The sequence below is a fragment of the Streptomyces sp. NPDC107517 genome (genome assembly GCF_055582645.1).
The window spans coordinates 224,151-243,199 of sequence record NZ_JBVJPM010000009.1 but is presented as its reverse complement, the minus strand read 5'-3'; the positions used below and the strand labels follow the sequence as shown (position 1 = coordinate 243,199).

Annotated in this window: 16 protein-coding genes; 9 read left to right on the top strand and 7 right to left on the bottom strand. The window is 72.4% G+C overall.

The genetic code is table 11. From position 1 onward, the window contains the following. Positions 1 to 66: 66 nt before the first annotated feature. Positions 67 to 756: a phosphonatase-like hydrolase gene (locus ACZ67T_RS22300; protein WP_469986259.1), complete on the bottom strand. Its 690-nt coding sequence runs from the start codon at positions 754 to 756 to the stop codon at positions 67 to 69. Then, complete coding sequence (locus ACZ67T_RS22295) at positions 749 to 1,522, bottom strand: GntR family transcriptional regulator (RefSeq protein WP_469986257.1); 774 nt, start codon at positions 1,520 to 1,522, stop codon at positions 749 to 751. The genes ACZ67T_RS22300 and ACZ67T_RS22295 overlap by 8 nt, the downstream gene beginning before the upstream one ends. Positions 1,523 to 1,700: 178 nt before the next feature. Here ACZ67T_RS22295 and ACZ67T_RS22290 point away from each other — a divergent pair, with 178 nt between their 5' ends. Then, positions 1,701 to 2,885, top strand: a complete 1,185-nt coding sequence (locus ACZ67T_RS22290) for a TIGR03364 family FAD-dependent oxidoreductase (RefSeq protein WP_469986255.1) — start codon at positions 1,701 to 1,703, stop codon at positions 2,883 to 2,885. A 478-nt stretch (positions 2,886 to 3,363) separates the two neighbouring features. After that, positions 3,364 to 5,205 (top strand): asparagine synthase (glutamine-hydrolyzing), encoded by a 1,842-nt coding sequence (gene asnB, locus ACZ67T_RS22285; RefSeq protein ID WP_469986253.1) that lies wholly within the window; start codon positions 3,364 to 3,366, stop codon positions 5,203 to 5,205. Positions 5,206 to 5,283: 78 nt separating this feature from the next. Here the strand turns inward: asnB and ACZ67T_RS22280 are convergent, their stop codons facing one another. Beyond that, positions 5,284 to 8,451 (bottom strand): bifunctional cytochrome P450/NADPH--P450 reductase, encoded by a 3,168-nt coding sequence (locus tag ACZ67T_RS22280; protein WP_469986251.1) that lies wholly within the window; start codon positions 8,449 to 8,451, stop codon positions 5,284 to 5,286. Positions 8,452 to 8,684: 233 nt separating this feature from the next. Between ACZ67T_RS22280 and ACZ67T_RS22275 the strand changes: the two genes are divergently transcribed. Next, positions 8,685 to 9,314 (top strand): LuxR C-terminal-related transcriptional regulator, encoded by a 630-nt coding sequence (locus tag ACZ67T_RS22275; protein ID WP_469986250.1) that lies wholly within the window; start codon positions 8,685 to 8,687, stop codon positions 9,312 to 9,314. Positions 9,315 to 9,357: 43 nt separating this feature from the next. On the opposite strand, the gene ACZ67T_RS22270 is transcribed toward ACZ67T_RS22275, so the two are convergent. Both ACZ67T_RS22270 and ACZ67T_RS22265 read right to left on the bottom strand, forming a co-directional pair. After that, the gene (locus ACZ67T_RS22270) at positions 9,358 to 9,900 is read right to left on the bottom strand and encodes an SRPBCC family protein (protein WP_469986249.1); all 543 of its coding nucleotides are present in this window, start codon (positions 9,898 to 9,900) and stop codon (positions 9,358 to 9,360) included. Positions 9,901 to 9,905: 5 nt separating this feature from the next. Continuing rightward, positions 9,906 to 10,244 carry an ArsR/SmtB family transcription factor gene (locus ACZ67T_RS22265; RefSeq protein WP_100593211.1) on the bottom strand — a complete coding sequence of 113 codons (339 nt, stop codon included), beginning with the start codon at positions 10,242 to 10,244 and terminating at the stop codon, positions 9,906 to 9,908. 166 nt (positions 10,245 to 10,410) lie between these two features. Between ACZ67T_RS22265 and ACZ67T_RS22260 the strand changes: the two genes are divergently transcribed. Together ACZ67T_RS22260 and ACZ67T_RS22255 are read left to right on the top strand one after the other, a co-directional pair. Then, the gene (locus ACZ67T_RS22260) at positions 10,411 to 11,583 is read left to right on the top strand and encodes a dihydrofolate reductase family protein (RefSeq protein ID WP_469986248.1); all 1,173 of its coding nucleotides are present in this window, start codon (positions 10,411 to 10,413) and stop codon (positions 11,581 to 11,583) included. 78 nt (positions 11,584 to 11,661) lie between these two features. After that, the gene (locus ACZ67T_RS22255) at positions 11,662 to 12,099 is read left to right on the top strand and encodes an SPW repeat protein (RefSeq protein ID WP_469986246.1); all 438 of its coding nucleotides are present in this window, start codon (positions 11,662 to 11,664) and stop codon (positions 12,097 to 12,099) included. A 69-nt stretch (positions 12,100 to 12,168) separates the two neighbouring features. On the opposite strand, the gene ACZ67T_RS22250 is transcribed toward ACZ67T_RS22255, so the two are convergent. After that, a complete protein-coding gene (locus tag ACZ67T_RS22250; RefSeq protein ID WP_469986244.1) occupies positions 12,169 to 12,741 on the bottom strand; it encodes a hypothetical protein in 573 nt (190 codons plus the stop codon). Between the two features lie 442 nt (positions 12,742 to 13,183). Here ACZ67T_RS22250 and ACZ67T_RS22245 point away from each other — a divergent pair, with 442 nt between their 5' ends. The 3 genes from ACZ67T_RS22245 (at position 13,184) to ACZ67T_RS22235 (ending at position 16,937) form a co-directional block, all read left to right on the top strand. Continuing rightward, on the top strand, positions 13,184 to 13,654 hold the full coding sequence (locus ACZ67T_RS22245; protein WP_469986242.1) for a protein-tyrosine phosphatase family protein: 471 nt from the start codon (positions 13,184 to 13,186) through the stop codon (positions 13,652 to 13,654). 187 nt (positions 13,655 to 13,841) lie between these two features. After that, entirely contained in the window at positions 13,842 to 15,761 is a 1,920-nt protein-coding gene (gene otr(A) / locus ACZ67T_RS22240) for a tetracycline resistance ribosomal protection protein Otr(A) (RefSeq protein WP_469986241.1), read from the top strand. A gap of 126 nt (positions 15,762 to 15,887) precedes the next feature. Further along, positions 15,888 to 16,937, top strand: a complete 1,050-nt coding sequence (locus tag ACZ67T_RS22235) for a PHP domain-containing protein (protein WP_469986416.1) — start codon at positions 15,888 to 15,890, stop codon at positions 16,935 to 16,937. Between the two features lie 46 nt (positions 16,938 to 16,983). On the opposite strand, the gene ACZ67T_RS22230 is transcribed toward ACZ67T_RS22235, so the two are convergent. Further along, positions 16,984 to 17,799, bottom strand: coding sequence for a putative protein N(5)-glutamine methyltransferase (locus tag ACZ67T_RS22230; RefSeq protein WP_469986240.1), 816 nt, complete (start codon positions 17,797 to 17,799; stop codon positions 16,984 to 16,986). 424 nt (positions 17,800 to 18,223) lie between these two features. On the opposite strand from ACZ67T_RS22230, the gene ACZ67T_RS22225 reads away from it, so the two are divergent. Beyond that, the gene (locus ACZ67T_RS22225) at positions 18,224 to 19,048 is read left to right on the top strand and encodes a slipin family protein (protein ID WP_469986238.1); all 825 of its coding nucleotides are present in this window, start codon (positions 18,224 to 18,226) and stop codon (positions 19,046 to 19,048) included. Position 19,049: the final 1 nt, after the last annotated feature.

Genomic DNA, 19,049 nt, shown 5'->3' with positions numbered 1-19,049 from the left:
TGCGCGGGGCTCCTGCCCGAGCACTGCCGCCCACGTCTTCACGCCCTACCGGTACCGGGCGTACGGCTACTCCGCGGCCGTCGCCTCCGCGAGGCCCGGCACCTCGGCGACACTGTCCAGCACGTAGGTGTGCGGGTGCAGTTCGAGCTCCGTGCGCGGAAGCTGGCCGGTGAGGACACCGACGACGACGCCCGCGCCCGCGTGGTGACCCGCCTGGAGGTCGACCGCGGTGTCACCCGCGACGAGCACCTTGCGGACGTCCACGACGCCGGTCTTCTCCATCGCCCGGTGGATCATGTACGGGGCGGGGCGGCCGCGGACGACCTCGTCGGCGGTGACGACCGCGTCGAGGTTGCCGCCCTCGCCCGTGGACCAGCCGAGCGACGCGAGCAGCGGCAGGGCGACGTCGTCGCTGAATCCGGTGGTCAGGGCGACCTTGACGCCCCGGGCGCGCAGTTCGGCGAGGGCCTTGTCGGCCTGGGCTATGGGCTGCGGCGGGACGTCTGCGTAGCGCTGCTTCAGGAACAGGCGGAAGACCCCGTACTGCCGCTCGACGAGCTCCGCGTCGGGGGTGCCGCCGCCGAGGCGGACCAGGGCGTCGATGGCCTCGCGCTTGTCGGTGCCCATCCAGGTCTGGAGGTCCTGCGCGTCGACGGTCACGCCGGTCGATTCGACGGCGTGGCGCAGCGCCTCGTACACCGCGCCGTGTTCCTCGATCGTCGTGCCTGCCATGTCGAAGACGGCGAGTTCAATCACTGGGGTTCTCCTCGTCAGTGCGGTACCGGCCGACGACGGTGCGTCCCTCGGCGGTGTTCTCGATGGTGAAGTTCGCGAGTGCGGGCAGATAGCGGTCGTCGGCGTACTCCAGGGGCACGTCGTCCCGCGAGAACGCCAACCGCCTTACGCGCAACAGGGGTTCGCGCGGCTCGATGCCGAGGAGCGACGCGTCCTGCGGGTCGGCGGCGATGGCGTCGATGGTGTGGCGGGCGTGGTGGAGGTCGACATCGCGCGCGCACAGCGCCTCGTAGATCGAGCCCGCGTCGGGGTCCATGTCGAACAGGTGCCGGCCGACGTGGAGGACGAACGTGGAGCGCTCGACCATGACCGGCACACCGTCCAGGTGACGCAGCCGGACCAGGTCGACCACGGGCTCGCCCTCGTCGAGGCCGAGCCGTGCGGCGGCCTCCGGGGAGGCCCGGCGGCGGGCGACCTCGACGGTCAGCTGCCCCGGTTCGCGGCCGATGGACCTGGCCCACTGCGTGAACGACATGAGCGACGCGAAAGGCTGCGACGGGGCGGCTCGGCGGGCGACGGGCGGCTTGCCCCGGCCGCCGACGAGATGCCCGTCGGACCGCAGTATCGACAAGGCCTGCCTGACCGGCCCGCGGGAGGTCCCGAACTCTTCGCAGAGCTGGGATTCGCTCGGTACCGGCTCGCCCTCCGGCCACTCACCGGACTCGATACGCCGCAGGAACTCGGCGCCGAGCTTCTCGTGGAGCGGCACTCCCTTACTTGTCTTCACAAGATGACTATGGCAGCTCGACCCGCCTCCCCTCAAGGCCCGCACATGGCCAGTGCGGGGACGTCGGGTGACGATTCGGGGTCCCCGTCCCCACCCAGGGGCACGAAAGGTAAACAGACGGAAAACTTGTACACACAAGTCTTGCCCCCTGCGCCCATGGCCTCGCACGCTGCACTCCATGAGCATCGCAACAGCGTCCCCCTCCACCCCTTCGCCCGCCGCCGACCTGCCCAGCGGTCGCAGCGACCTGGTCATCGTCGGCGCCGGGGTCGTCGGCCTCGCCCACGCCTTCGAGGCCGCCCGGCGCGGGCTGACCGTCACGGTCATCGAGCGGGACTGGCAGCCCGTAGGGGCTTCGGTACGCAACTTCGGGCACTGCTGCATCACGGCGCAGCGCGGGGACCTGCTGGAACTCGCCTACCGCTCGCGGGCCGGATGGCTGGAGGCCGCCAAGAGCTCGGGACTGTGGGCCAAGGAGGCCGGCGCGCTCGTGGTGGCGCGGTCGGAGGCGGAGCTGGCGGTCCTGGAGGAGCTGCGCGAGGAGCGCGGCGCGGACACCGTCCGGCTGCGGACCCGCGAGGAGGTCGCGGGCGAACTCGGCCGGGGTGCCGACGCCGGCGACATCATCGGCGGCGCCTTCCTCCCCGACGACCTGCGGGTCAACCCCCGCGAGGCAGCCCCGGACCTGGCCGCATGGCTGTCCATACAGCCCAACGTCACGGTGGTGTGGGGCACGAACGTGAACGGCGTCGAGGAGGGCACGGTCCACACCGGCCGCGGCCCGGTCCACGGCGACCGGATCCTCGTCTGCGTGGGTCACGACCTGGACCGCCTGTACCCCACGGCGGCGGAGGAGCACGGCATCGAGCGCTGCCGCCTCACCATGGCGCGCGTCGCGGCGCCCGGCGCCTTCCGCACGGACGCGGCGATCCTGACCGCCACGTCCATGCTGCGCTACGACGCCTTCACGGCCATGCCGTCGGGGCCGAGGCTGCGCGAGGAGGTCATCGGCCACAGCCCCGAGCTGCTCGACGTCGTCGCGAATGTCATGTTCACCCGGCTGCCCGACGGCAGCGTCCTTGTCGGCGACTCCCACGCCTACGGGCGGACCGCGATCCCCTTCGAGGACGAGCCGACGGCACAGCTGCTGCTCGACTCGGCGGCCGAGGTCCTCGGCACGGGCGATCTCCAGGTGAAGGAGCGCTGGCAGGGCGTCTACGCGAGCAGCGGCAGCGGCCCCCTCCTGGTCCGCGACATGGCACCCGGCGTACGGGCCATCTCGGTCACCTCGGGCATCGGCATGACGCTCTCCTTCGGCCTCGCCGCAGCCACGTTCGACGAGTCCCTGGCCGCGACGGCCTGACCGACCACCCCGGCACAGAGGGCAGCCGCGCCGCGAGCACGCCTCGCGGCGCGGGGCCCGGCACCACACAGCCCTGCGGCAGGCCCCCCGGCCGAGGCGCCGCCCACCCCACGCGCGATCTACCGCGAGATCCTGCGCAACCCGAGGGTGCTGGCGCTCAGGGCCGCGTACCTCCTGCTCAAGCCCGCCTGAACGCGCCCGAGGACCGCGGCGTCCGGCCCGGGGTTGATCAAGTTTTTGCCCTTGGCCGGATCCCGCCCGCCCGGCCCGCCCGCATTCCGGCAATGACCGGCGCGCCGCCGCAATTTGCGATGGGGACCGTTCCACCCTGTCAAGCAAAGAGCGGCCGAAACCGTCGGGTCACCGGCCTCCACCGCGTTACCGGCGCGTTGACCGTACACAGCGCCATGTCACACGCTCGACATATAGGTGCTGGATACAACTGGTTCGGCGCCAGAACGGCATGCAGGAGGAACGTATGTGTGGCATCACCGGCTGGGTCTCCTTCGATCGCGACCTGCGCGCTTCGGCCGACACATTGGATGCGATGACGCAGACGATGGAGTGCCGCGGCCCGGACGACCGCGGCACATGGGCCGAGGGGCCCGCGGCGCTCGGCCACCGCAGGCTCGCGATCATCGACCTGCCGGGCGGGCGTCAGCCGATGACCGCCGAGACGCCGAGCGGCACCGTCGCGCTCGTGTACTCCGGCGAGACGTACAACTACACGGAACTCCGCCGCGAACTGACCGAACACGGCCACAGGTTCACCACCGACTCCGACACCGAGGTCGTGCTCCGCGGCTACCTGCAGTGGGGCGAGGCGCTGGCCGAGCGCCTCAACGGCATGTACGCGTTCGCCGTCTGGGACGGCCGCGCGAACAAGCTCGTGATGATCAGGGACCGCATGGGCATCAAGCCGTTCTATTTCTACGAGACTGCGGACGGCGTCCTGTTCGGGTCCGAGCCCAAGGCGATCCTCGCCAATCCGCTCGCGAAGCCGCGGGTGACGCTCGACGGTCTGCGGGAGCTGTTCACCTTCGTGAAGACGCCGGGTCACGCCGTCTGGGACGGAATGCACGAGGTGGAGCCGGGCACCGTCGTGACCGTCGACCGCGTCGGACTGCGGCAGCGGGCGTACTGGACGCTGGAGACCCGCCCGCACACCGACGACCGCGAGACGTCGATCGCGACCGTGCGCTCGCTCCTCGACGACATCGTGCGGCGCCAGCTCGTCTCCGACGTGCCGCGCTGCACCCTGCTGTCCGGCGGCCTCGACTCGTCCGCCATGACGGCGATCGCCGCGCGGCAGCTCGGTGAACAGGGCGAGACCGTACGCAGCTTCGCCGTGGACTTCGTCGGCCAGACGGAGAACTTCGTCGCCGACGAAATGCGCGGCACACCCGACACCCCCTACGTGCACGACGTGGCGGAGGCCGCCGGCACCGACCACCGCGACATCGTCCTCGACTCGAACGACCTGGCCGACCCCGAGGTCCGCGCCCGGGTGATCCGCGCCCGCGACATCCCCGCGGGCTTCGGCGACATGGACACGTCGCTCTATCTGCTGTTCCGGGCGATCAGGGAGCAGTCGACGGTCGCCCTGTCGGGCGAGTCCGCCGACGAGGTGTTCGGCGGCTATCTCCAGTTCTTCGACGAGGAGGCGCGCAACGCCGACACGTACCCGTGGCTGGTGCAGATGTCCCGGCACTTCGGCGACGACTCCGACGTCCTGCGCGGCGACCTGGCCGGCGCCCTCGACCTGGACGGATACGTCCGCCAAAGCTACGCGGGCGCCGTGCGCGGCATCCAACGCCTGGACGGCGAGAGCGACTTCGAGTACCGGATGCGCAGGATGTGCCATCTGCACCTGACCCGTTTTGTGCGAGTTCTGCTCGACCGCAAGGACCGCATGAGCATGGCCGTCGGACTGGAGGTGCGCGTCCCGTTCTGCGACCACCGGCTCGTCGAGTACGTGTACAACACGCCCTGGTCGCTGAAGTCGTTCGACGGCCGGGAGAAGAGCCTGCTGCGCGAGGCGACCGCGGACGTCCTGCCGAAATCGGTGTACGACCGGGTGAAGAGCCCGTATCCGTCGACGCAGGACCCGAAGTACGCCGTGGCACTCCAGAACCACGCGAAGGATCTGCTCGCCCGGCCGTCGCACCGGGTGTTCGACCTGGTCGACCGGGAGCGGGTGGCACGGGCCGCGCACCGGGACGTTCCGCAGACCGAGCAGGCGTCCCGGCGCGGGCTCGAACGCACGCTGGACCTCGCGCTCTGGCTCGACATGTACAGCCCTGAGCTGGTCCTTTCCTGAGCCCGGTCCGCCCCGGCGGCAGCGCGCGGCGTCGGCCGTACGCTGCCGCCGGGGCGCGGCGCCCTGTGCGCCCAGTGCTCAGCCCGCGTAGACGTCCTCCACGTACAGTCCGTCCGCGATCAGACCGGCCAGCCAGCGCTCGGCCTCCGCCTCGTCGGCTCCCGGCGTGCGGTCCCGGAACAGGGCGCGGAACGCGTCGCGCACGCCGGGCGCCATCCGGGCCCCGTCACCGCAGACGTAGACCCGCGCCCCGGCCCCGAGCAGCGCCCACAGTTCGTCTGCCTCGGCGGCCACCCGGTGCTGGACGAAGGCATGGCCCGCCTCGGGCGCCTCGCTGAAGACGGGGCGCAGAGAGACGGCGCCCGCGGCCTCGGCGGCGCGCAGTTCGTCGGCGTGCAGGAAGTCACCTCGGGGGTGGTCGCAGCCGAAGTAGCACAGGGCGGGCGCGAGCGGGGTGCCGGCGGCCAGCAGCGCGCCGCGGTCGGCGATGGCGCCGCGGAACGGGGCGAGGCCCGTCCCCGCGGCGATCATGACGACCGGGGTCTCTGCGTCGTTCGGGACGCGGAAGACCTCGCGGCACGGCTGGACGCGCGCGAGCACCGTGTCACCGGGTCGCAGCCCGGCCAGGTACGCCGATCCGGTGCCGCGGAACCGGCCGCGGCCCGAGCGGGCCGGGGCGTCGAGGACGGACACCATGAGGTCGGCGTGCGTGGGGCTCCGCTCGGCGCTCGACGAGATCGAGTAGTGCCGGGGCTTCAGCGCAGGCAGCAGGTCGAGGAGCTGCGGCCAGGTCAGCGCGCCGCGCAGCGCGGGGTGGTCCTCCACGAGTTCGACGAGCGTGCGCGGGTCGTCGGCGAGGGCCGCGAGCGCCGCCCTCTCGGGAGGGCAGGGGTTCGCCTCGGCGAGCTGCGCCACCTGGGCCGGGGTGGGAACATGCCCCAACTCGACGTGGAGTGTGAGGAGTTCACGGACGGTCAGCGGGCGGTCGAGCGCGAGTCCGTCGCGGCGCGGGCGCCGGGCCCTGATGTCGAGGACCGTGTCCAGGCCGACACCGAAGGCGGCGGCCGTCCGCTCGACGAGCGCGGGATCCTGGGCCGGCAGCACCGCGAGATGGTCCCCCGTGCGGTACGTGACGCCCTCGGGCAGCGCGAGACGCACGAAGCGCTTGGTGCGCGGGTGGTCGGGCGCGGTGAGGGAGCTTGCCTCGGTGACGGTGAACGGGACGAGCCCGTGCCGGGCTGCCGCGGCGTCGAGCGGCCCCCCGCCGATCTCCCGGATCTCGTACACGTCCTCGGGCTCCGCGGCATCGGCCGGAGCCGCGTCGGGGTCGCCGTACTGCGTGAGGAGCGCGGCGCGCAGCCCGGTCGTGAATGTGCGGACGGTGGCGTTGAGGTCGCCGGAGGCGTCGGCTGCGGCGCGCTCGCACAGACGGGTGCCACCGAGCGCGTCGAGCCGTTCGTCGATGCGCGTCGGTACGTGCTGGTAGGTGGCGGCCCAGTTGCGGTCGCCCACGCCGAGGACCGCGTAGGTGACGTCGTTCGCGGCGCCGTCCTGCGCACCGTCGAGCCAGCCGGCGAACTCGGCCGCGTCGTCGGTGGGCCGGCCGTTGTAGGAGGCCGCGACCACGACGACGGGGCGGTCGGTGGGCAGGGCTCCCGCATGGGTGTCGAGGGGCGCGACGGCCGTGTCGCAGCCCAGCGCGGCGACGTCGTCGGCGAGCTGCTCGGCGAGGCCGCGGCAGGTCCCGTAATTGCTGCCGTGCAGGAACAGGACCCCGGTGCCGGGCCGCACCCGGGCGGGCAGGGTGTCCGGCGCTGCGGTCCGCTCCTCCGCGGGCGCGCGGCCCGGCAGGGCCGGGTGGTTCCGGTCGGCGGAGGTGCGCGGGACGAGCGTGAGGGTGAAGCCCTCGGGCTTGAGCGTCAGCGTCTCCTTGACCGTGAGCTCGTAGTCGGCGTGGTCGACGAGCCGGTAGCGGTGCACCAGGAGAGCGAGCAGCATCGTCGCCTCGTGGAGCGCGAACTGCCGCCCGATGCAGGCACGTTCACCGGTGCCGAACGGCTTGAAGGCGTGCGGCGAGCGCGCGGCCTCCGCCTCGGGCGTGAAACGGGAGGGGTCGAACAGCTCCGGATTGTCGCCCCACACGGACTGCCGGTGCAGCATCGGCGCGAGGACGGTGACCGCCTGCCCGGCACGCAGCGGGATGCGTCCGCCGAGCAGCGTGTCCTCACGCGCGTGACGGCTGAACGCGGCCGCGGTCGGCCACAGGCGCAGCGCCTCGTTCAGTACCTGCCGCGTGTACGTGAGCCGGCCGACCTCGTCGAAGGTGGGCGCGGGGTCGGCCGCGTCCCCGAACAGGGCGTCGGCCTCACGGCGTACGAGGTCGAGCACGGCCGGGTGCTTGGCCAGGTAGTACAGGGCGAAGGACATCGCGCCGGAGGTGGTCTCGTGGCCCGCGATGAGGAAGGTGATCACCTGATTGCGGATGTTCGCCGCGTCGAGCGCGCTGCCGTCGGGGTGGCGGGCGGTGAGCATCAGGCCGAGCAGGTCGTCGCCTTCGGGCGCGTCGGTGCGCGCCGCGATGACGTCGTCGACCACCTGCGCCAGATAGTCCGAGTCGGCCTTGAAAGCGGCGTCGGCGGCCGAGTGGTCGGCTCCGGGCGTGCGGGCGAGCCGCTTCATCGACCATTCGAGGCAGCGGACCATGGCCTCCACGAAGGGGTGCGGCTCGGAGCCCTCGAAGGACCCGAAGTCGTAGCCGAAGCCCGCGAGTCCGATGGTGTCGAGGGTCATCCGCGTCATGTCGCCCGGCACGTCCACGGGGCTGCCCGAGCGCGCGGCGCGGTCCCAGGACTCGATGAGGCGGCGGGACACCTGGTACATCACGGGGTGGTAGGTCCGCATGGAGCCCAGGGCGAACGCGGGCATGAGGATGTCGTGGGCGCGGGCCCAGTTCGGTTCGTCGTTGTACGCGGTGAAGAGGCCGTCGGCCGTGAAGTTGCGGACGTTCTCCAGGGCCGGGCCGACGTGCTTGGCGAAGCGGGTCTCGTCGGCGAGTTCGGTGACGAGGTCGAGGTCGCTGACGAAGAGGGCGTCGCGGCCGTACAGCCTGCGCACGAGTGCGGGGCCGTGGCGGCGCATCAGTTCCATGGCCTGCTGGAGCGGCGCGGGTCCCGGACCCGTGGCGGAGATGTCGATGAGCGGAAGGCCGTCGGTGGGGGCCGGCGGGAGCAGCGCGGAGTCGGGCATGGGGCGGCAACTGCCTTTCGCGGTACGGAGTTCGGTGCCTGTCCAGCTTGGTCCCACGGCCCCACCGGGCCGGTCCTGTGCACTACATGATTGTGTAGTGGCCTGCGGCGATCCGTGCTTGCGCTCGCGGGGCGGACGTGCCATGGGCCGGGACGCGACAGGGCGCCGGACCGGACACGGGTCCGGACGGTGACGGTCACGGCACCGGACGTGACAGGGGAAAGGGGTGCGCGATGGACGGCGTGCTGTGGCGCAATCGCGCGATGCTGCTCTTCGACCGGATCCCGATGCCCGTCGCGGTGTGCGGACCCCGCGGGACGATCATGCTGGCGAACGCGGCGATGGCCGCGGAGTGCGACACCACTCCCGGCCGTCTGAAGGGCCGGGACATCCTGCACCTGTTCCGCCCGCGGGACGAGTCGCAGCTCCACCGGATCGCCGAGGCGCTGCGGCTGCGGCGGCGCTCCCGCTACCAGGTCTCGGTCACGTGGGAGACGCCGGACGGGGCACTGCGGGAGGGCGAGCTGACGGTGGATCCGGTCAGCGACACCGTCGAGCGGACGCCGGATCTGCTCGTCATGCTGCGGTTCGTCGGCGAACGCCCGGCCGCGCTGCCCGACCGGCCGCGGGCGACGGCCGGCTCGGCCGAGTCACGCATCCTGGAACTGCTCGCCGCCGGCGCGACCACGACACAGGCGGCCCGCGAAACGGGCCTGACCACCGACGGCGTCAACTACCATCTGCGGCGCCTGACCCGCCGGTGGGGCGCGACGAACCGTACGGAACTGGTCGCGCGCGCCTACGCGTCGGGCGTGCTGATGCCCGGGGTGTGGCCACCGCGGGCCACGGCACCCGACGGCTGACGGCTGACGGCTGACGGCTGACGGCTCTCCGTAGGCGATGACGTCACGCCTCGTCCATGCCCGGGACCGGCGCCCCCGAAGGCAGTCCGGCCTCGACGTAGGCGTCGTAGTGGGCCTTCCACGGGGCGAGGGTGCCCGCGTGCGGGCCGTCGAGGCTCTCGCCCCGGTCGGCCGCGTCGAGGGCGGTGAGGCAGACCTCCCAGCCCGCGGCGTTGCGGGCCGCGGTGTCGGCGGCCTCCAGGACATTGGTCAGGGTGAAGCGGGTGCGGCCGGCGTCGAGCGCCTCCAGGTCGAAGCGGAGTTCGTCGCCGCCCCAGCTGAAGGAGAGGTGGCGCGGGGCGTCCACGGCGAGGACACGGCCGGTCGACTCCGGCATGTTCGGGTCGCCGTGGAATCGGATCACTCCGCCTGCGCGCAGCTCGATCTCGACCTGCGAGGGGAACCAATGCTCGAGTTCGGCGGGATCGGTGACGTATCGCCAGACCCGCTCGATCGCGTGGTCGTACGTACGGGTGAAGCGGACGGCGGGGCGGCCGTCGTCGAGCGGGGCGTAGCTGCCGGTGGGTCCGGGGTGCGGGGTGGTCATGGCCTTCAGTCCTTCGCTGGTTCGTCGTCCTCGGGGGCGTGGGCGTCGAGGCGGCGCCCGAGTGCGTCGAGGCGGTCGTTCCACAGGCGCCGGTACGGCTCGAGCCAGGCGTCGAGCTCGGCGACCGGTCCCGGCCGGAGCCGGTAGACGCGTCGCTGGGCTTCCTGCTCGACGTCGACCAGGCCCGCCTCGCGCAGTACCCGCAGGTGCTTCGAGGTGCTGGGCTGGCTCAGGCCGCACGCCTCGACGATCTCACCGACGGGCCGCGGACGCTCCAGCAGCAGCGCGACGATGGCGCGACGGTGCGGGTCGGCGAGCGCGGTCCAGACGGCGGGTGCGGGCATGACTCCAATATGCCCCGCTGGTTATATTCTGGTCAAGGAATACAAGAGACCTGCGGTCGATGCGGCGGTGATGACGACCGCCTCGGCCGCGGCGGGTCCCGGATAGTGCCGGATAGTGTTCGAAGGTTGAAGCAACACAGCTCTCGCCACCGGACCCGGAGCCGCCATGTCCCAGCCGTCCCGCCCGTACGTCCTGCTGTCCGCCGCTGTCTCGCTCGACGGCTGCCTGGACGACGCGGGGCCCGAGCGCCTGCTCCTGTCCAACGCCGAGGACTTCGACCGGGTCGACGCGGTGCGCGCGTCGTGCGACGCGATCCTCGTGGGGGCGGGCACCCTGCGGGCCGACCGGCCCCGGCTCCTGGTCAAGTCGGCGCAGCGGCGCGCCGACCGGGTGGCCGCCGGGATGCCCGCGTATCCGCTGAAGGTGGCGGTGACCGCGTCGGGCGAACTGGACGCGGGAGACCCGTTCTGGACGACGGGCGGCGACAAGGTCGTGTACACCACCGACGCCGGGGCGCTCCTGGCGCGGGAGCGGCTCGGCGCGCTCGCCGAGGTGATCGCCCTCGGGACCACCGTCGACTGGGCCAGGCTGCTCGACGACCTGGCCTCGGCGCACGGTGTGCGGCGCCTGATGGTGGAGGGGGGCGCCCGGGTCCACACTCAGCTGCTCCAGAGCGGTCTGGCCGACGAGGTGCAACTGGCCGTGGCGCCGCTCGTCGTGGGCGAACCGGAGGCGCCCCGGCTCTTCGGCCCCGGCGCGTATCCCGGCGGCAGCCGGCACCGGATGCGACTCCTGGAGACCCGCCCGGTCGGCGACGTGGTCCTGATGCGGTACGCGCCCTGCGCGCCCGGCACCGATGACTCCCCCACCGCGGCCGACCGGCACTGGCTCGCCCTCGCCTGTGCCCTCGCCGCCGACTGCCCGCCCTCGGAAACGGCGTTCAGCGTCGGCGCGGTGATCGTCGCGAGTGACGGCACGGAGCTGGCGCGTGGGCACTCACGCGAGGGTGGTGACCCGGTCGTGCACGCCGAGGAGGCGGCGCTCGCCAAGATCGATCCGGCGGACCCCCGGCTGGGGACCGCCACCGTCTACAGCAGCCTCGAACCGTGCGCCCGGCGCGCGTCACGGCCCAGGACCTGCGCCCGGCTCATCCTCGACGCGGGCGCGCGGCGCGTGGTGACGGCCTGGCGCGAGCCCGACACCTTCGTGGCAGGCGCCGACGGCATCGGAATCCTGGAGGGCGCGGGCGTGACCGTAGCGGAGATCCCGGACCTCGCCGAGGCGGCGATTCGCCCCAATAAGCACCTCATCCTCCCCCCGGGTACACATAAGGAATGAATAAGCGCAGAATGAAGAGTGCGCGGCAGCCCGCCGCGCTACGCGGTCAGACTTCGAAACCCTAAGGAGTCGATTCTCATGGCCGACGTTCACCACAGGCCTGACCTCTCAAGTCACCCTGATGTCTCGGAAATGCGGGACCGGTACGCGCGCGTACTCGGTGGCCGCGATGTGGCGCTCATGGACGCACCGGTCTTCCTGATCGGTCTCTACTGCGCCATCTCTCCCTGGGTGGTCCACTACAGCGCCACCCAGCCCCAGCTCGCGACCCATAACCTGATCATGGGCATCGCGATCGGAGTCCTGGCCGTCGGGTTCGCCGTCACCCCGACCCGGATGTACGGCCTCAGCTGGGCCATGTGCGCCATGGGCGCATGGATGATCATCGCGCCGTGGATCGTGGGCTCCAGCCCCGACGTGGGAGTCATCCTCAACAACGTGATCATCGGTGGTCTCATCGTCGTGCTCGGGCTCTTGTGCGCGAGCCTGTCGATGAAGGCCGGCCGGGCAACGTAGCAGGCAACGCCGCCCCGCAAGAGTCGGCAGATCCAACGGAATCGGGAGTCACTGACGGCCCGGGAGCGCTCACACCGCTCCCGGGCCGTCGCCGCTCCAGGGTGACGAGGGCGATGCCTGCGCAGGCGGCGGCGAGCAGCGCGGCCTCGGTGGCTCCCGGAGCGGACGCCGTGCCAGGACCCAGTCGCCGATCCGTACCGTGAACGGCACGGCGAGCTGGACGGCGGCGGTGAACACGGGCCCCTTGAGCAGGATCAGCCGGTGCTGCACCAGATAGGCGGGGGCGTACACGGCACCCCCGAGGAGCGCGATCCCCGCCCACTGCGCCGGCGACGGCGGGTGCGCGAGGAGCCCGGGCAGAGTGAGGGGCAGCAGCATCACGGTGGCGGCGGCGAGGAGCACCGGCAGTACGGCCGTCGGCGGCAGGCCGGCCAGGGTACGCCGGTAGAGGAACCCGTACACCGCGAACCCGAGCATCCCGGCGAGCGCCAGGAGCAGGCCCGGTGCGTCGAGGGTGCCGCGGCCGCCGAGTGCCGCGTATGCGCCGGCCGCCGCTGTCGCGAGGAGGGCGCCGGCCACGGAGCGCCGGCTCGCGCGCTCGCCGAACCAGAGCGCGCCGATGACCACTCCCGCACACGGCATGAGGGCGACGACGAGATTCGTGAGGGAGGTCCCACACGCGGAATGGCGAGGAGCGTGCCCGCGGCGTATCCGGCGAAGCCGAGCAGGGCCAACAAGCGGACCAGCCAAGGGCGTTGGACTACCCGGCGTATCCGCTCGCGCCCCGAGGACCGGGCGGCGGCGAAGGCGGTGAGGACGCCGCAGCACACCGCGGTGCGCCCCGTGGCGACCGTCAGGGCCCGGCGGCCTCGACGAGCGCGCCCGACAGGGGCCAGGTCCCGGCGAGCAGCGCGACGAGTACGGTCGCGAGCAGCGGCACGAGTGCGCGAGGTCCCGTGGGCGTCAACTCCACGTGCTGCCTCCGTGGTTCGGGATTGAGGGTTTCCCGTAGATGCTCTCGCTTCGCCTGAGTCGTGGTCACCCGTCCGTCGAACGAACTGCTCACACAGGGAAGGGAACGCAGATGAGCGAATCCGGTTCCGGGCGCCCGTCCGAGTCGGGCGCCGGGGTCCCGTGGGAAGCAGGCGCCCCCGGCGTCCTGCTCCTGCCGTCCGGACGGAGGGTGCGCGGGCGCGGGCTGCTCCGCCCGCTCCCGCAGGGCCCCTCGCCCTCCTACGCGGTGCATCTCCTCGGCCGTCGGCCGCCCGGCGTCCCGTGGGAGTCGCGGTGGCTGCGGTGGCCCGACTTCTGGCTGCCGAGCAGCCGCGACGAGGCCCGGAAGGTGTTCGCGGACGCGTGGGGTCGGGCCGCCGGGGAGCGGGTCGAATTCGCGTGCGGCGGGGGCCACGGGCGGACCGGGACGGCACTGGCCTGCCTGGCCGTCCTGGACGGCGTACCGGCCGACCACGCGGTGGAGTTCGTGCGCCGGACTTACGACGCGCGAGCGGTGGAGACACCCTGGCAGAGGCGGTACGTGCGGCGCTTCGCCGGCTGACCCCACGCGCGAGAGCCGGCGGGCACCGCGAGCGCCGGGCCACGGAAAATGAGTTGCGCGGACCTGCCGGTGGCCCCGCATCATGGTCGGGCCACGCCCCCGACAGCCCTGGAGCACGGAATGCGTCATTCCTTCGAAGCAGTTCAGCGCCCTGACCGGACGAACTCTTTCGAGGACTCGACCTTCCATGCCTTCCCAGCCCACGCGGCACACTCTGAACATCGGCATTCTCGCCCACGTCGACGCCGGTAAGACCAGCCTCACCGAGCGCCTCCTCTTCGACACCGGCGCGATCACCCGCCTCGGCAGCGTCGACGCGGGCGACACCCGCACCGACACCGGCGAGATCGAGCGGCAGCGCGGCATCACGATCCGCTCGGCCGTCGCCGCGTTCACCGTCGACGACGTCCAGATCAACCTGATCGACACCCCTGGGCACTCCGACTTCATCGCCGAGGTCGAGCGCGCCCTCGAAGTCCTCGACGGCGCCGTGCTCCTGCTGTCCGCCGTGGAGGGCGTCCAGGCCCAGACGCGGGTCCTCCTCAAGACCCTGCGCCGACTGCGGCTGCCCACCCTCGTCTTCGTGAACAAGATCGACCGGGCGGGCGCGCGGGACGAGGCGCTGCTCGACGAGGTCCGCCGCCGTCTGACCCCGCACGTCGTCCCCCTCACGACGGTCCACGACGCGGGCAGCCCGCAGGCCCGGACGGTCCCGCGAAGCCTCGACGAACCGGCTGTACGGGCCGCTGTCGCGGAAGCGCTCGCCGAGGTCGACGACTCGGTGCTCGCAGGTCTCGTCGACGGCCCCGAACCGACCGCCGCCGAACTGCGCCGGGTTCTCGCGGCACGCACCGCGGACGGCTCCGTGCACCCCGTCCTGTTCGGCTCGGCCCTCGGCGGTCAGGGCGTCGCCCGGCTCATCGAGGAGATCCCCCGGTCCATCCCTTCCCGCCCCGCCGCACGGACCCCCGGAGCCGCACCGCGCGGCACCGTCTTCGCCGTCCGACGCGGCCCGGCCGGCGAGCGGTTGGCCTATCTCCGCCTGTACGAGGGAGAAGTGGCAGAGCGTCAACGTGTGACCTTCCTCCGGGACGCGTCCGACGGCACTGTCACCGAGATCCCCGGACGCGCCACCGGCCTCGACGTGGTGGGCCGAACGACCCACACGCTCACGGCCGGGAACATCGGTGAGCTGCGGGGCGTGCCGGACGTCCGGGTCGGCGACCGGCTCGGCCCACGCGACGGACTTGACCGGGCGCCGGGCTTCGCGCCGCCCACATTGGAGACCCTCGTACGCGCCGTGCGGCCCGGCCGCTCGGCGGCGCTTCGGACCGCGCTCCTCGACATCGCGGGACAGGATCCGCTCATCCACGCGGAGGCCGCGCCCGACGGGAACACGGCCCTGCTGCTCTACGGCGAGGTGCAGAAGGAGGTCCTGGCCGCGACCCTCGCCCAGGACTACGGCATCGAGGCCGCCTTCGAGCCGAGCCGCATCCGCTGCGTCGAGCGTCCCGCAGACACCGTCGAGGTGCACGAGGACATGACGAACCACCGCGAGACGGGATGCTGCGCGACCGTCGGGCTGCGCGTGGAGCCGGGCCCACGGGGTTCCGGGCGGGTCTTCGCGTACGAGACGGAGCTGGGCGCGCTGCCCCGCGCCTTCCACCAGGCCATCGAGGACACGGTCCACACGACCCTCGGCGAGGGGCCTCGCGGTTGGCCCGTGACGGACTGCCGGGTCACCCTCGTCCGCTCCGGGTTCTCGTCACCGGTCAGTGTCGCCGGGGACTTCCGGGGGCTGACACGGCTCGTACTGCGGCGCGCGCTGGAGCGGGCCGGGACGACGGTGCACGAGCCTGTGCACGCGTTCGAGGCGGAGATCCCGCTGGAAGCGCTCGCCGCCGTGACGGCCCTGCTCTCCGCCGCGGAGGCCGAGTTCGGCAGCACGACGGGCGGCACCACGTCCTGGCTGGTCACGGGCACGCTCCCGGCCCGCAAGGTCAGAGAGGCCGAGCTCGCTCTGCCGGGTCTGACGCGCGGGGAGGGCGTGTGGTGGTCCCGGGTGTCCGGCGACCGGCTCGTCCGTACGCCGGAGCATGCGGCGTAAGCGACGGACATTCCCCTCCGTGGCTCCGTCTCCCCGGACTCGCGTGTCGCGACGCGCGCGGGGCTGAGCCACGCTGGAGGCAAGCGGTACGCGACGCGGGAGCGGGAGGTGGCGAAGGGCATGGCCATGGAACCCGTCGAGGCGCTGGAGCGGGTCGCCTTTCTCCTGGAGCGCACGCTGGCGCCCCCGTATCGCGCCGGAGCCTTCCGCACCGCCGCCCAGGTGCTCGGCGCGCTGCCCGAGGGGGAGGTGGCCGAGCGCGCCGCGGCCGGGACGCTCGAATCGCTGAAGGGGGTCGGGCCCAAGACGGCGCAGGTGGTGCGGGAGGCGCTGGCCGGCGAGGTGCCGGCCTATCTGGCGGGCCTGGAGAGCGAGGGCGCGGCGGCGCCGCTCGCCGAGGGCGGTGAGCGGCTGCGCGCATTGCTGCGCGGCGACTGCCATCTGCACTCCGACTGGTCGGACGGCGGCAGCACCGTCGAGGAGATGGGCCGAGCCGCGATCGCCCTCGGTCACGAGTGGGCGGTGCTGACCGACCACTCTCCCCGCCTGACGGTGGCACGCGGCCTGTCGCCGGAACGGTTACGTGAACAGCTGGCCGTAGTGGCGGAGTTGAACGAGCGCTGGGCACCCTTCCGGCTGCTCACCGGCATCGAGTGCGACATCCTCGCCGACGGCTCCCTCGACCAGGAGCCCGAACTCCTCGACCGGCTCGACCTGGTCGTCGTGTCGGTCCACTCCAAGCTGCGCATGGACGCGCCCGCGATGACGCGCCGAATGGTGGCCGCCGTGACGAACCCGCTCGCCGACGTGCTCGGACACTGCACGGGACGGCTCGTGACGGGACGGAACAAGGTCGGACGGGGCCGCCCCGAGTCGCAGTTCGACGCGAAAGCCGTGTTCGCGGCGTGCGCGGAGTCCGGCACCGCGGTCGAGATCAACAGCCGCCCCGAACGCCTCGACCCGCCGCGTCGGCTCCTGCGCGAGGCCGTGGCGGCGGGCACGCTGTTCTCCGTCGACACGGACGCGCACGCACCGGGCCAGCTGGACTGGCAGCACCTCGGCTGCGCCCGCGCCGAGGAGTGCGAGGTACCGGCCGACCGCGTGGTGAACACCTGGCCGGCCGACGAACTCCTCGCCTGGACACGCACGCGCCGGGCCCCGAGCCGGGCGGGGTAGGAGCGGGACGCGGAGCACCACGTCCCCACGCCGCCGCGCACGCTCGCTACCCTTCCCTCGCCGCACCCGGCTTCGTGCCGATGACCACGGTGGCGTACAGGTCGTCGTCCGTCACGACCCGGGCCGACAGACCGCCGCGGACAACCGCGGCGACGGCCTCGTCTGCCTGCTGTTCGCTGGTCTCCACGAAGAGGTGCCCGCCCGGGGCGAGCCACTGAGGCGCCCCGGCCGCGACGCGGCGCATGATGTCGAGCCCGTCGGCGCCTCCGTCGAGCGCCATGCGCCGCTCGTGGTCGCGGGCCTCGGGCGGGAGCAGTGCCACGTCGCCGGTGGGAACGTACGGGCCGTTGGCGGCCAAGATGTCGACGCGGCCCCTGAGCCCCGGGGGCAGGGGCGCGTACAGGTCGCCCTCGTGGACCTCGCCGCCGAACGGTGACACGTTCCGGTGGGCGCAGCGCACGGCCGCCGGGTCCAGATCGGCGGCGTGGAGTTCGGCGGGGTCGGCGTGGGTGGCGAGCGCCGCGGCCACCGCCCCGCTGCCGCAGCACAGATCGAGGACGACGGCCCCGGCGGGCGCGAGGGCGGCCGCCTGGCGGGCGAGGAACTCGGTGCGGCGCCGCGGGACGAAGACACCGGGGTCGAGCGTGATACGCAGACCGCAGAACTCCGCCCAGCCGACGACATGTTCGAGGGGCAGGCCCTCCACGCGGCGCTCGACCATCGCGGCGAGTTCGTCCGGGGTACGAGCCGTCGAGAGGAGGATGTCCGCCTCTTCCTCGGCGAAGACACAGCCCGCCGCACGCAGCCTGGCGACGGCGGCGGGGTGGTCGTGGTGTGACGGGGGTGACGGGTGAACCGACATGTATGAAGCGTGACCTTTCGGGATGCCGATGGGGCTCCCGATGACCTGCGGCCACCTACGTCCGGCGGACCGCGGGGGTCTGTGAAGGGAGCACCCGACCTGACACAGCGGTAATGGGGCTCACCTCCTCGGCCGAAGCGCTGCTGGGAGCGGTAACACTACCCCAGCCGTCGCCCTGGCACGGACGGGAGTTGGGGCCGGGGCGAGTCGCCCGCAGGCCGCGGGACGGGCCCGTTCGCCGCGCATCGGAGGGCCGGACACGGTCACGCTCCGTGACCGTTCCGCACCCCTGACCCATTTGAAGATTTCGGGCATATCGTGGATTTAGGCACACCGACCTGCTCACGAACACCGTCGCCGGCTTCCGTACCCCGGGCCGGCCTCCGCACATCGAGCCGGACGACTCGGAAGACAGGGGGTCGCCATGCTGGCGGAACTGCTCACGGCCGCCGCCGCGGCCGCCTCGTTCGGCGCCGTCTACGCCGCCGCTGCGGCCCGCGTGGTCAAGCAGTACGAGCGAGGCGTGGTCTTCCGCCTGGGCCGGCTGCACGGCGCGATCCGTGGACCGGGGTTCACCACCGTCGTCCCCGGTATCGACCGGCTGTACAAGGTCAACATGCAGATCGTGACCATGCCGGTGCCCGCCCAGGACGGCATCACCCGCGACAACGTCACCGTCCGGGTCGACGCCGTCATCTACTTCAAGGTCGTCGACGCCGCGAGCGCGATCGTGCAGGTCGAGGACTACCGGTTCGCCGTCTCACAGATGGCCCAGACCTCTCTGCGCTCGATCATCGGCAAGAGCGACCTGGACGACCTGCTCTCCAACCGCGAAAAGCTCAACCAGGGCCTCGAGCTGATGATCGACAGCCCGGCCATCGGCTGGGGCGTACAGATCGACCGCGTCGAGATCAAGGACGTATCGCTGCCCGAGACGATGAAGCGGTCCATGGCACGGCAGGCCGAGGCCGACCGTGAGCGGCGCGCCCGCGTCATCAACGCGGACGCCGAACTCCAGGCCTCCAAGAAGCTCGCCGAGGCCGCCGCGCAGATGTCCGAACAGCCCGCGGCGCTCCAACTGAGGCTCCTGCAGACCGTGGTGGCCGTCGCGGCAGAGAAGAACTCGACCCTCGTGCTTCCGTTCCCGGTCGAGCTGCTGCGCTTCCTGGAACGGGCTCAGCAGAACGCTCCCGGAACGCCCGCCGTCGAGCAGGGCGAACGCGAGAAGCCGGCGAGCCCCGAGGAATGAC

Bases quoted from the DNA above. Each gene is read 5' to 3' on its own strand.
- ACZ67T_RS22250 (WP_469986244.1), bottom strand. From the start codon at position 12,741: ATGCCGTGTGCGGGAGTGGTCATCGGCGCGCTCTGGTTCGGCGAGCGC.
- ACZ67T_RS22260 (WP_469986248.1), top strand. From the start codon at position 10,411: ATGTCCCAGCCGTCCCGCCCGTACGTCCTGCTGTCCGCCGCTGTCTCG.
- ACZ67T_RS22245 (WP_469986242.1), top strand. From the start codon at position 13,184: ATGAGCGAATCCGGTTCCGGGCGCCCGTCCGAGTCGGGCGCCGGGGTC.
- ACZ67T_RS22225 (WP_469986238.1), top strand. From the start codon at position 18,224: ATGCTGGCGGAACTGCTCACGGCCGCCGCCGCGGCCGCCTCGTTCGGC.
- ACZ67T_RS22275 (WP_469986250.1), top strand. From the start codon at position 8,685: ATGGACGGCGTGCTGTGGCGCAATCGCGCGATGCTGCTCTTCGACCGG.
- ACZ67T_RS22235 (WP_469986416.1), top strand. From the start codon at position 15,888: ATGGAACCCGTCGAGGCGCTGGAGCGGGTCGCCTTTCTCCTGGAGCGC.
- ACZ67T_RS22255 (WP_469986246.1), top strand. From the start codon at position 11,662: ATGGCCGACGTTCACCACAGGCCTGACCTCTCAAGTCACCCTGATGTC.
- ACZ67T_RS22290 (WP_469986255.1), top strand. From the start codon at position 1,701: ATGAGCATCGCAACAGCGTCCCCCTCCACCCCTTCGCCCGCCGCCGAC.
- ACZ67T_RS22230 (WP_469986240.1), bottom strand. From the start codon at position 17,799: ATGTCGGTTCACCCGTCACCCCCGTCACACCACGACCACCCCGCCGCC.
- ACZ67T_RS22280 (WP_469986251.1), bottom strand. From the start codon at position 8,451: ATGCCCGACTCCGCGCTGCTCCCGCCGGCCCCCACCGACGGCCTTCCG.
- ACZ67T_RS22265 (WP_100593211.1), bottom strand. From the start codon at position 10,244: ATGCCCGCACCCGCCGTCTGGACCGCGCTCGCCGACCCGCACCGTCGC.
- asnB (WP_469986253.1), top strand. From the start codon at position 3,364: ATGTGTGGCATCACCGGCTGGGTCTCCTTCGATCGCGACCTGCGCGCT.
- ACZ67T_RS22270 (WP_469986249.1), bottom strand. From the start codon at position 9,900: ATGACCACCCCGCACCCCGGACCCACCGGCAGCTACGCCCCGCTCGAC.